We start from the raw sequence: 11,895 nt of genomic DNA on the forward strand, positions 1-11,895 counted from the left end.
CCGGATGCTTGCCTTTGCCCTCCCCTACACACTGCATGTCCTGGCCGCCCTTGTGTGGGTCGGCGGCATGTTCTTCGCCTGGCTGGTGCTGCGCCCGGCAACGGTTGCAGCCCTTGAGGGGCCAGCCCGGCTTCGGCTCTGGGTGGAAGTTTTCCGACGTTTCTTCAGATGGGTCTGGCTGGCGGTAGCCATTCTGGCGATAAGTGGTATCGGCATGTTGCACATGCGCTTCAACGGTTTCGAGACAGCCCCCCGGTATGTACAGGTGATGATGGGGGGCGGGATCGCCATGTTCGCGCTGTTCATGCGTATCCAGGCGCTGTTGCTGCCTGAGCTGAAGGCTGCCGTGCAGGCCGAAGACTGGGCCGCAGGTGCCGCGGCGCTGGGCCGGATCCGGCGCATGGTAGGGGCCAACCTCCTGCTGGGGCTGGCGGTGGTGGCGGTGGCCAGTTCGCGGTTACCGACATAGCGAGGCAGCGCCGTGGTCAGCCACGGCGCGTCAGCTCTGCCTGCCGCGGTATGGACATCACGTGGAAAATGCCCGTCAGCAGTATCTGCAAACGATCGAACCAGCGGTGGCTGCGCCCACGCAAGCTGCCGTTGAAGAACAGCACTTCCAGAACGTGCAGCCCCAGCAAGGCGATGCCTGCGGCATTGATCAACAGATTGAACGGCAGCGGCTGTGGCAGCATCTGGTTGAACAGCACCACGCCCCAGAAAGCGATGGTCAGGGTTTTACCCACGCCCAGAATGAATTTCATCTGCCGCTCCCATCGCTGCTCAGTTCAGGTGCAGGTCCACCCGCCGGTTTTGCGCACGGCCTTGTTCGGTGTCGTTTTCTGCCACCGGCTCGCTAGCCCCGCGCCCTTCGCTCGTTACCTTCTGCGGTGCCAGGCCCTGGCTGATCAAATACTGTGCGACGCTGGCCGCGCGCCGCTCGGAGAGTGCCTGGTTGTAACTGTCAGACCCGACATTGTCGGTATGGCCAACCACCTTGATCCGCGATACACCCAACTCGCTGAGCCTGGGCAACAGGCTTTGCAACCGTTGCTGGCTGCCCACCGTCAAGTCGGCAGAGTCGAATGCGAACATCACCTGGCCCTGATCGTCGAGGGAGATCACCTCTGGCTGGGGCTCAGGCGCAGGTTGGCTGGGCGGATACTGCGGCAGCGGGCAGCCCATGTGGTCGACCGCCGTGCCGGCAGGCGTGTCAGGGCAACGGTCACGGCGATCGAAGACGCCATCCTCATCTTCGTCCCCATCCTGGGCGTAACAGATCAGGCCGCCGGCGATCGCACCCAAGGCGCCAGCGCCTGCAGCCCAGCTCGAGCTTTCGATAGCGCCCAGGCCACCGCCGGCCAGCCCACCGAGCAGGCTGCAGATGGGCCAGGTCCGTTGATTGAGGGGCGCACTGCCGTCACTGTGGGTGGCGCAGCCTGCCAGCAGACTGGAAACCACCAGCAACGGCAGCGCCGCCTTTGACATGACACTCATGATGAATGCTCCTGTGTCGTTGGCCGCAACCGGCCTACAGGAGTAAAGACGCGCCCGCGCCACTTCTCAAGGCGCGGGCGCACGCCGTCAGCGCTCGATCTTGATCTCGGTGCGACGGTTCATCGAACGCCCATCGGCTGTGGCGTTGTCCGCTACAGGCTGGGTTTCGCCGGCACCGACCACCGACACGAAGCTGGCGCGTGGTACACCGCTCTCGACCAGGTAATCGGTCACCGAGTGGGCACGGCGCTCGGACAGGTTCTGGTTGTAACTGTCGGAGCCCACGCTGTCGGTGTGGCCGGTGACGCTCAGACGAGCGCTCGGCGCTTCCTGCTTCAGGCGTGTGGAAATGGTGTTCAGGCGTTCCTTGTCGGCTGGGGTCAGGCGCGCAGAGTCGAACTCGAAGTGTACGTCACGGATGACGATGACTTCCTCCTTCTGTACCACGACTTCCTCGACCACAGGCGCCGGCTCGGGCGGACAGCCATTGGCATCGACCTGCACACCACGCGGAGTACCTGGGCACTTGTCACGGCTGTCCGGCACACCATCGCCATCCTCGTCACCATCGCCGTTGGCCCAGCAGTAGCCAGCTGCCAGGCCACCGCCCAGCAACGCACCCCAGCCAGCCCAGCTGGAGCTTTCGATGGCGCCCAGGGCAGCGCCGCCCACACCCCCGACGGCAGCACACTTCGGCCAGTCGGTTTTTTGCAAACCTGCACAACCAGTCAACACACTGGTGAGCAGTACCAGGGGTATCGCTGTGCGTACTATGCTCATTTCGTAGCTTCTCCTAGGGGAATCGGCATAAGGCCGATCCATGGGAGTAAAGACCGCGCATCTCATCCCTGCCAGCAATAAGCCACGACAGGGTCATACGGTGCTTTGCCCACGGCCGACAGCCCGTTAGTCTTGGAAGACCTGAACGAGGATTGGCAATGACCGACGGTTTTTCCCAACGCACACCCCAGCAGGCCCTGGCGGCCCTGCTGGAGCGCTTCACCCCGCAACGTCTGCTGCTGGTAGGCACGCGTTTTCCTGCCCTGGAGGCGTTTGCCCAGGCACATCCGCAGGTGACGATCGAGACGTGCCAGCCAGGCGCGCTTGCAGCGCATGTTGCCGCACAACGCTTCGACCTGGCATTGCTGGTGGACTGCCTGGAACATTTGCCCAAACGCGCTGGCCTGGAACTGCTGGGTGGCATCCGCAACCTCAACGCCAGCCGTGTCGCCGTGCTGGCCGACCTGCACGCCTGTGGCTGGCAGGAGACCGATTTTTTTGCCCTGGCCCTGTCGGCCAGCGAGAAATTCCGACGCGACGAGCAGGTCTTGAGCCTGTTCACCTATGATCTACATGACTACAAGCAGGTCCCCGACTGGCTCAACGCCAGGTTCTGGGCCAACCCGGAAATGTTTGGCAAGTACTGGTGGTAAACCCATGAATATCAAGGGCTTACCTCACCATGAACGCTATCGAAGCTATGCCAGAGCAGGGCCAACTGTCACCAGCCTGTCACCAGCCTTGTCACCAACGACCATCTCAGGCCCTTTCGGTCTGGCACTACAGACGGTCAGGAATCTATTACCTGAGGGTTCGCCCTCGGGGATGCTCAACCCGTAGTCTCGCCATCTCTCTCCGTTCCACCGATAGGCCAACCGCTATGCAGTTCTCAAAGGACATCCTCAAGACACTGGCTGTCTTCCACCTCGACCGCCCTGAGGCTTCGTGGGAGGACCTCAAGGAGCGCCTCAAGGAGATCGCTGAGGACGCCCTACAGGGCCATAGCGAGGACTCACGGGGCCTATACATGGAAATCTATGACCAGATGAGCAACCACCTCGCTGAGGCTGCCTCGCTTGGTCGGTTCACTGGGAACCAGCAGCGAGCTATCGGCACAGGCCAGAGGGTACTCAGGGCCGCTCAGGAGCGTCTTGAGGGTCGCCCTCAGGAACTCACGGAGATCATTGGGGAGCTGTCTTGTAGCACGTTTGTAGCCCCTTCCCTGTCCCTATCTGTAAATGCGTCCTCGACAGACCCGATTACCTTCGAGGGCCTCTCTGAGCTGTTCATCAAGGAACGCCAAGGCAACGTAGAAGGTTCGACCCTGAAGGCCATTCAATCGAACTGTAAGACGCTCTCGGGGCTTCTCGGGGACCTCGACATCAAGACCCACACAAGGGCTGACATGGTGGCGCTCAAAGAGCGTGTGATGGATGGCCGCAAGGTCCTGACAGTCAACAAGCTATTGACCCAGCTATCTACTGTCATGGATTGGGCTGTTAACAACGGCTTTCTTGAGCGCTCCTATGACAAGGGTCTGAAGATCGAGAAAGGGGCTGACAGTGAGCGTAGGCCCTTCTCTCGTGATGAGGTGGCAACCATCATGGACTATGCCAACGCCCTGCCTGCAACTGACTGGAAGCGCTGGGCGCTGTCTCTGGGAGTCCTCACAGGTGCCCGTATTGGTGAGCTGTACCAACTGACTCAGGACGACATAAAGCAAGTGGACGGGATCACCGTCATCGACATCAACAAGGACGAGAAGGGAAAGACCCTGAAGAATGACTTCTCCATCCGGCAAGTCCCTCTGGTCGATGGGGCCTATGGGTTCTCCCTCAAGACCTTCCTTGAGTGGGTGGCATCGGAACCCGGCAAGCTGTTCAAGGCGAAGGCTCACTACTTCAACAAGCCGCTCAATGAGGCCCTACGTGAGCCACTGGGATTGAAGGCAGGCAGTGACCAGTCGTTCCACTCGCTGAGGCATTCCCTGTCGGGTCTGCTGAAGGCCGCTGCGACCCCTGAGGTCATCGCTCAGAGCATCACCGGGCACAGCTCAGGGAACATTACTTATGACCTCTATGCGGGGTCTCAGAGGGTTCCTGTGGGGACACTCCATGAGGCTCTGGTGAAGGCGTTCGCTCGAACTGTCCAATTCTCGAATGGTAATTAACAAGGAGTAGGATCATATGGAAAAAGCTAAAGCCAACAATGAAATCAAGTGGCTTCTTTTAGATCAGATGACGGACTTGACTGCCGCAGTTTGTATGGGCCAAGATTTTTTGAAAGCTTACAGCGATGGCAAGCTGACACTGATTCAGATCATGACGCGACTGAGAGTGTGTAACCACAGCCTAATCCTTTCACTTTACAAGGTTTGGGAGATTAGGGACAACTATAACCAGCACCTCTACTCACTTGATAAAACCTTCGTCAACCCTTTATTCCAGTACGCCAAAGAAATTGAAAAACGTAACATCAAAAAATTTCGAAGCAGATACGCCGCTCACATTTGGGACTTAAAGGACAAGCCAATCTCGCTTATCGAAGCTCAAGCACTACTGGACACAATCACCGGAGAGAACAACTCCAAGGTGCAAGAGTTCTATGATTGGATTTGGCTCGACGGAGAGCCGTGTGTAGTGAAAGCGCTTCATGACCTGATTGACTACCTAAGAACTTTGCCGGGTGGAGACTTCGCAAGGTTCTGATGAACTCGACCTTGATCGCCCTCGGAAAGCGGTGTCGTTAAAAACCCTCACTATGGCTGCACGTTCGCAGCGGCCATATGAGGACCACTATCATGACCCTGCTCACACAACCCGGACCATTACACCGTCACGTCGATCACGAAACCGGCACCATCCTTCACACTGACCCAATCTCTGGCGAGGTTATTCGCCGCGAGGATATGGTTCGACCCGCAAACCTCGAAGCCCTGTATCAGGCATGGGCGGCTGAGCGCCGTGCCGATGAGTCCCTCTCTGAGGACCACCAGAAAGCCGCCAAGGGCCTTACCAGCGAGACCCAAGGGCAACCCCACCAGCCCCCAAGCGATGAGCCTAAGCGAGGCCGTGGACGCCCAAAGGCCACCTTCGCTAACCCTGTCGCAGCCTACATGTACCTCCTTGCGATTCCCGATCCGCTGCCATGGGTAGACGACATCGTTACTGGGTCGATCATCACCAGTGCAGGAGTCACCAACGGGAAGATCAACGTCAAGGCCCGAGCGGTCATCGGTGCGTTGTTCCTTTCGCAGATCACGGCGGACGCCTGCAAGACCAATGAGTATTCCTTGAGAACCGCCCAGCGAATCGCCAAGGCTGCCCGACACGCTGCCCATGGGATCGCTTCGTATGTGGAGAGGCACCCTGGCATCAAGGCTGAGATTGTGGCTGAGGTAGGCGCAGAGGCTCTATTTCGGGGTTTGGCGACTTAACGCCGGATAATATAAAGATCATCTCCGAGGCCATCGCTTCGCCTGATTGACCAACTAATCGACCAGCCCAGAGGGAGAGGGGTAATTGTTATTACACCCTCATCTCTTATTCATCTCAAAGGGCATCTTTAAGAACACCTCAAAGGAGACCTCACACCATGACCATCATTGTCTGCCCAGCTAACTCACGCCTCACCGATCAGGACGTGTCTATCTTGTCCACTGTATTCCCTCGACCTGCTCGAACCCAGCTCATTGAGCTACGCCGAACTCTCAGTGACCACCGTTTCAACTTCAGGACCTACAAGGATGGACAGGTCACCTTTGACATGGATGGTCTGGCCCAACGGGTCCTCGCTAAGTGTCCCCAAAAGACCCTCGACCGTTTGAACCAGCTACTTGAACAAGGGTTGTGTCTGCAAGCCATCGCCACGACTCACTTGAGGATTCCATTGAGTGGCTCTGAAGGAATCTCACTCACAACTTAAAGGCGCCCGTCAAGACTGTCGTTAAAAACCCTCACTATGGGCAAGACAGGAAGACCAACAACAAAATAATTTCCTCGACCCTGCACAACAGCCGTCGCCACGGTTGATCCCTTCGATGCCCTTCAGGCCTGCCATGTCCTGAATCAGCGTCATCAACACCAATACCACTTGAAACCCAGAACCTTTTGATCGTCCTTGAAGATGCCCGCGAAGGCTTTCTCCTTGGCCGTCTGGTCGTGCGCGTCTATGGCGCAAGGACGAATCAAAGGGTCCCCAATAGGAGAACCCAAACCATGAAAATCATTATCACGAAAGTCCTGAAGAACGAAGTCACCGTGTCGGGCCAGACCCTGAACCGTGAGTACGTAGAGAACATCATGCTGCCCATGCTGGTCGCCCAATGCGGGACCGTTAAGGGCCAGCAATTCGAGATCGTTAAAGCGTTCGATGAGGCCGGTCTGTCGCTCCAAGCGATTCCTGTAGTTGCCCGAGAGTACCGCCAAGACCAATACCAGAAGGCTCAGGAGCGTGCTCGCTTGCAGGCTGAGGCCAATGCCCATGCCGAGCGGTGCCGTGAATGGTCGCCTCGTGAGATCGCCCAAGCGAAGGCCGATAAGGAAGCCCGAGACGCTGCCATTCGTGAGCATGGTGCCCGTGTCCGTGCTGCCTCTCGTGCCAATAGCGGTGGCTGGTAACAGCACCTCGACACACAACCACTTCATTCATCTATTCAGGAGACAACAATCATGACTAAACCATTCGAGTACACCAAGCCTTCGACCTATTCCACTGCCATTGTCGATGGAAACACCGGGTCAATCCGATTCAACACTGCCGATGTCCGTCCAGAGACCCAAGCGGCCACCGATGTGTCCGTCTATGTGGAGGCCCTCGTGGAGGCCGCTGAGGACTATTTGAACGGCGATGAGTGGCGAGAGGCTGCCATGGAGGCGACTCCTTGTGAGTTCCGTCCGGCTGGCTCTGAGGCCACTGGGCAACAAATCATCACCATGGCCGACCGCTCTGTCACCTTCGACCCTCGCAAGAACTGGGATAACCAGACCATCGACAAGGGTGAAGTGCTGGCCGGTTCTGTGATCTTCACCGAGGCCACCGACACGGCATTGGTCATCAGCCACCGTGCCACCATCCTCGACCACAACCTGATGGCAGGCTTCACCGTCCAGTCTATGGAGCAAACCGCTGACAAGATGCTCCGTGACATTGAGCACAGCGCAGCCGGTAAGGTCGCTGCCATCTTGGCAACCGCCCCAAGCACCGAGAGTGTCTCTGAGGTCAAGCCAACGGGCAAACCTGCCGAGATCGCTGAGGACCTCATCGACATCCTCACGACCCACGTTAACCAGACTGTAGGGACCTCGCTAAGCGACTTCGTGATCCTGCTCCCAGTGTCTCTGGTGGCTGTCCTTGAGCGTGCTGCTCAACGTGCTGGTCAGGACTCTATCGAAGACCTCATTGGCGCAGGCGTACAGCCGTACACCGGGACCGACCATGGCATCTTCATGTTGCCCAAGCTGTTCACCTCACTGAGCTACCGTGAGCGCCGGGACGGCAACATCTGGCGCATCGAAGCGACCCGCAATCCGAACGCCCAAGGCTGGGACCTTGAGATCATGGCTGAGGTGGACATCATCGCCAATGGCATGGTCAAGGTGAAACTGACTACCGATGGTCTTCAGACTGTCCAAGTGCCGTTTCCGCTGGTCACTCGCATTGCCCTGAGCTGATCTAAAAGCGCCCCGTAAGGCCGGACCTAAAGAGGGACCGGCAGGGGCACTAAGAGATGCAGAAATTGAATCTCTCCACCTCCCCAAATCTTGGGGCGTCACCTTTGTGCATCCAGAGAATGGACACGCAAACCACCATCGCCCGTCGCTGGGCATCACTCAGTACAGTCTTTCTGTTTGCTCTCTTTGCCACTGATCAGAACCCTTGTCGGGGTCTGTACGCTGGTCCTTGGGAGCGAACTCAGAGAGCAAACAAAAGGAAATCGACACCGTGAATATCGATATCAAACACAAGCACTCCGGCCACGTCATCATCATCGAAGGTCAAGCCTTCAAGGCAAACGACCGGGGCCAATGGGACCTGACAGAGATCTGGCAAACATTGAAGCTGCCCAAGGGTAAACAGCCGGGACAGTGGCGAAACGCTGACGCCAAAGACCTAAGAGAGTCAGATGATTTGTGCATGCAGAAAATGCATTCGCAAACTGGCAAGCAACGGGAGGCAACCTTCGGGACCAAGTTGGCGACCATTGAGTATGCCGCTTGGGTCTCCCGAGAGTTCAAACGTGTCGTCTTCCACGCCTTCGAGGCGATCCTTGAGAGACCAGAGGTCGCCCTAATCGTTGCCGATATCATGACTGATATTGGACATGCCCATAGTGCTGACATCCTTGAGCGCCACACCTTTAAGGATCGCTGTAACTGGAGCATCAAGGCTCCCCACAAGAATACTCAAAGGGGTCTCCGTGCTGCCGTAGCGAAAGGCCATTTGACGCTACAGCGCGCTCGCGAGCTTGGACTTAAAGCCACTCTCTAAGCAGAGGAAATAATACTATCGTTACCCTAAGCTCGGGCTATGCTCAATGACTAACTTGTCCTCACAAAGGCCCTACTATGAGTGTCACGCTGTGTTACACCTACAAGGGCAAGCGGGTAGTTACGAAGGTTCCGGTAGAGTCTCTGACTCCACATGCGGCGCTATGCTTTGCGTTGCTTCAATCAGGTGCTTCTAACGACCAATCTCAAAGGAGTTGGCCGCATACCTATGAGCGCCTCCTTGAGGTGGCCCTGCAACACGAACTCACAGACGTTCGCTTTCACAAGTCACTCTAACCCTTCAAGGAGAACCCCATGGACCAACTTCAGGCCCTCTACTGGGTCTGTCTGGCCGTTCAACTGGGGTTCTGGTTGTGGTCTCGCAGGCCACCATAAGGCTCTTTGAGAATCTGACAGAAAAATCTGAAAGGTCACCATTACAAGACTTCCCGCGCAGGCTCCCCCGTAGGCCCTCGCATGGGTGCCCGTGGGCGCGTTAAGGACCCCGGTTAACTCACCCTTGCGGTCTTGCTGTCTGTCACCAACACTGTCACCAGCTTTGTCACCAAAATCCTTGAGGTCCTCTATGAAGCCCGCTACGCTTGGCCTGCCGCCATACCCCACTCAGTTCTGGGCCAACCCTGAAAACTTCGGCAAGTACTGGTGGTGATCAATGAGTGTCTCGGTTTGCCCCTGTGGCAGCGGTAACCTGCTGGACGCCTGCTGCGGGCACTACCACGCCGGCACCCCGGCACCGGATGCCCAGGCACTGATGCGCTCGCGCTACAGCGCCTACGTGCTCGGCCTGATCGATTACCTGGTAGGCACCACCTTGCCAGCCCAGCAGACGGGTCTGGATCGCAACGCGATTGCGGCCTGGAGCGCCCAGAGCACCTGGCTTGGCCTGGAGGTGGAGAACGCCGAGGTGCTCGGAGGCCAGCCTGAGCATGCCTTTGTCACGTTCACGGCGCGCTGGCACGATCTGGAGGGTGACCACCAGCACCGCGAACGCTCCGCCTTCGTGCAGCATGACGGGCGCTGGTACTTCATCGACCCGACCGTCGAGCTCAAGGCTGGCCGCAATGACCCCTGCCCCTGCAACAGCGGGCAGAAATTCAAGAAATGCTGCGCCGGCTACGTCGGTAACTGAGCGTGATCGCCCTGGCCCGCCTGTTCCTGCTCAGCGCTCTGCTGACGTTGCCGGCGGGTTGCGCGATATGGGGTGACGATGACTGGCGCGACCCGCAGGTGCACCTGGTCAAGGTCGAAACAGTCAAGGCGCGCTTGCTGGAGCAGGAGTTCGTCTTGCACCTGCGTGTCGACAACCCCAATGACAGCCGCCTGTTCATTCGTAACCTGGCTTATTCGGTCTGGCTCAACGACCTGATGCTGGTAGAGGATCAGGCCAGTGTCTGGCGCAGTGTCGGCGGGCATGCCCGGCGCACCTTCAAGATCACTGCGCGGACCAATCTGTGGCGCCAGCTCAAGCCGTTGGCCAAACTGCTCAAGAGCGAGCAGCCGCTGCACTACCGCTTGCAGGGCGAACTCGAGACCGGGCTGATCATCCACCGGGACCTGCACTTATCGCGCAGTGGTGAGATAATCCCCGGTGATTTCTTACCGGAGTAACCCTGCAATGACCCAACAACCCCATGTTCATGGCCCCGACTGCAACCACGGACACGATCATCACCACGATCACGACCACGGCCATGTGCACGGCCCGCATTGCAATCACGGCCATCAGGAGCCGGTTCGCAATGCATTGAAGGACGTCGGCCGCAACGACCCGTGCCCGTGCGGCAGCGAAAAGAAATTCAAGAAGTGCCACGGGGCCTGATCAAGCCTTAAAGCGGCAAGCTTCAAGTTGCAGGAAAATGCAGGCCCGCACCTCATGCAGCTTGAAGCTACCGACCGCTGGTAAATAAAGCTTCACCGCACCTTGCACGGCGCCTGCGCGCTCACTACCTTAGCGCCATTCGAACCCCGCCACGCCTTGCAGGAGCCCTTGTCATGGCCGCCCCCGTCCTTCCTCCCTTCCGCCCACGGTTCGCCACCGCTGCCACGCTGCTCGGCATGCTCGGGCTTGCCGGTTGCCAGATGGGCGGCTATCAGGACAGTGTGCCACCGACCACCGGCGTTCAGCCGCTCAAAGGCCTGGCGCAGAATGTTTCGGTGCGCCGCAACGCCATGGGCGCACCGCTGATCGAAAGCAGCAGCTTCCATGATGCACTGTTCAGCCTCGGCTACGTCCACGCCGGCGACCGTATAGGGCAAATGCTCGCCATGCGCCTGCTGGCCCAGGGCCGCCTGGCGGAACTGGCCGGAAGCGAGGCGCTGGACATCGACCGCCTGATGCGCGCCGCCAACCTCAAGCAAAACGCCACCCAGCTGTACGCCGATGCTTCGCCCCGGCTCAAGCGCTTCTTCGAGGTCTACGCCCGCGGGGTCAATGCCTACCTGTTCCGCTACCGCGACAAACTGCCGGCCAACCTCGCCAGCAGCGGCTACCGCCCGGAATACTGGAAGCCCGAGGATTCGGCGCTGATCTTCAGCCTGTATGCCTTCAGCCAGTCGGTGAACCTGCAGGAAGAACTCAGCGCCCTGACCCTGGCGCAAAAGGTCGGCAGCGATAAGCTGCCTTGGCTGCTGCCTGGCGCGCCAGACGAACCCCTGGCTGAAGCTGAGGCGGACAAGCTGAAGGGTCTGAACCTGAGCAGCCAACTACCGGGCCTGGCTGCGCTGGCAGCCGCCAGCCAGAAGCTCGCCGACCTGAACCTGCTCGGCAGCCCGGGCTCGGCCAACCTGGCCCTGGGCCCGCAACGCAGCCGCAGCGGAAAAAGCCTGTTGGCAAGCGACAGCCGCGCAGCCTGGGCCCTGAGCCCGGTGCAGATCCACACCGGCAAGTACCAGGTTGCAGGCCTGTCGTTGCCGGGCCTGCCCATCGTCCTGGCCGGCTACAACGGCAAGCTGGCCTGGAGCAGCAGCGCGGTGATGGCCGACAACCAGGACCTGTACCTGGAACGGCTGCGCCATCACGGCAGCCAGGTCAGCTACCTGGCCGACGGCAAGTGGTTGCCGGCTCGCGCACGCAGCGAAACCTTCTTCGTCCGTGGCCAACGCCCGCTGCGCG

15 protein-coding genes are annotated in these 11,895 nt (G+C 58.9%); 12 read left to right on the forward strand and 3 right to left on the reverse strand.

The features are described from left to right. Positions 1–4: 4 nt before the first annotated feature. Positions 5–469: a CopD family protein gene (locus tag BLX42_RS07300; protein ID WP_046787735.1), complete on the forward strand. Its 465-nt coding sequence runs from the start codon at positions 5–7 to the stop codon at positions 467–469. 16 nt (positions 470–485) lie between these two features. Here BLX42_RS07300 and BLX42_RS07305 read toward each other — a convergent pair whose 3' ends face one another. The 3 genes from BLX42_RS07305 to BLX42_RS07315 form a co-directional block, all read right to left on the reverse strand. Then, positions 486–761, reverse strand: coding sequence for a DUF1145 domain-containing protein (locus tag BLX42_RS07305; protein WP_012313061.1), 276 nt, complete (start codon positions 759–761; stop codon positions 486–488). Between the two features lie 19 nt (positions 762–780). Continuing rightward, positions 781–1,494 (reverse strand): OmpA family protein, encoded by a 714-nt coding sequence (locus BLX42_RS07310; RefSeq protein ID WP_046787736.1) that lies wholly within the window; start codon positions 1,492–1,494, stop codon positions 781–783. 87 nt (positions 1,495–1,581) lie between these two features. Further along, positions 1,582–2,274: an OmpA family protein gene (locus BLX42_RS07315; RefSeq protein ID WP_012313059.1), complete on the reverse strand. Its 693-nt coding sequence runs from the start codon at positions 2,272–2,274 to the stop codon at positions 1,582–1,584. 158 nt (positions 2,275–2,432) lie between these two features. Between BLX42_RS07315 and BLX42_RS07320 the strand changes: the two genes are divergently transcribed. The 11 genes from BLX42_RS07320 to BLX42_RS07370 form a co-directional block, all read left to right on the forward strand. Then, positions 2,433–2,927 (forward strand): DUF6231 family protein, encoded by a 495-nt coding sequence (locus tag BLX42_RS07320; RefSeq protein ID WP_161871462.1) that lies wholly within the window; start codon positions 2,433–2,435, stop codon positions 2,925–2,927. A 227-nt stretch (positions 2,928–3,154) separates the two neighbouring features. Continuing rightward, complete coding sequence (locus BLX42_RS07325) at positions 3,155–4,444, forward strand: site-specific integrase (protein WP_161871463.1); 1,290 nt, start codon at positions 3,155–3,157, stop codon at positions 4,442–4,444. 16 nt (positions 4,445–4,460) lie between these two features. Next, entirely contained in the window at positions 4,461–4,982 is a 522-nt protein-coding gene (locus BLX42_RS07330) for a hypothetical protein (RefSeq protein ID WP_161871464.1), read from the forward strand. Between the two features lie 92 nt (positions 4,983–5,074). Further along, on the forward strand, positions 5,075–5,710 hold the full coding sequence (locus tag BLX42_RS07335; RefSeq protein ID WP_161871465.1) for a hypothetical protein: 636 nt from the start codon (positions 5,075–5,077) through the stop codon (positions 5,708–5,710). Between the two features lie 781 nt (positions 5,711–6,491). Then, entirely contained in the window at positions 6,492–6,893 is a 402-nt protein-coding gene (locus tag BLX42_RS07340; RefSeq protein WP_161871466.1) for a hypothetical protein, read from the forward strand. A gap of 51 nt (positions 6,894–6,944) precedes the next feature. Next, positions 6,945–7,946 carry a hypothetical protein gene (locus BLX42_RS07345; RefSeq protein ID WP_161871467.1) on the forward strand — a complete coding sequence of 334 codons (1,002 nt, stop codon included), beginning with the start codon at positions 6,945–6,947 and terminating at the stop codon, positions 7,944–7,946. Positions 7,947–8,217: 271 nt separating this feature from the next. Continuing rightward, positions 8,218–8,763, forward strand: a complete 546-nt coding sequence (locus tag BLX42_RS07350; RefSeq protein WP_161871468.1) for a hypothetical protein — start codon at positions 8,218–8,220, stop codon at positions 8,761–8,763. A gap of 672 nt (positions 8,764–9,435) precedes the next feature. Beyond that, the gene (locus BLX42_RS07355) at positions 9,436–9,912 is read left to right on the forward strand and encodes a YchJ family protein (RefSeq protein WP_046787738.1); all 477 of its coding nucleotides are present in this window, start codon (positions 9,436–9,438) and stop codon (positions 9,910–9,912) included. Between the two features lie 2 nt (positions 9,913–9,914). Next, positions 9,915–10,391 (forward strand): LEA type 2 family protein, encoded by a 477-nt coding sequence (locus tag BLX42_RS07360; protein WP_046787739.1) that lies wholly within the window; start codon positions 9,915–9,917, stop codon positions 10,389–10,391. Between the two features lie 7 nt (positions 10,392–10,398). Further along, positions 10,399–10,602 (forward strand): SEC-C metal-binding domain-containing protein, encoded by a 204-nt coding sequence (locus BLX42_RS07365; protein ID WP_012313055.1) that lies wholly within the window; start codon positions 10,399–10,401, stop codon positions 10,600–10,602. 173 nt (positions 10,603–10,775) lie between these two features. After that, a partial coding sequence (locus BLX42_RS07370; protein WP_161871469.1) for a penicillin acylase family protein occupies positions 10,776–11,895 on the forward strand: 1,120 nt, incomplete at its 3' end.

Origin of the sequence: Pseudomonas sp. SG-MS2, from assembly GCF_009933855.1 — a bacterium.
In the GTDB taxonomy this organism is placed as follows: domain Bacteria; phylum Pseudomonadota; class Gammaproteobacteria; order Pseudomonadales; family Pseudomonadaceae; genus Aquipseudomonas; species Aquipseudomonas putida_E.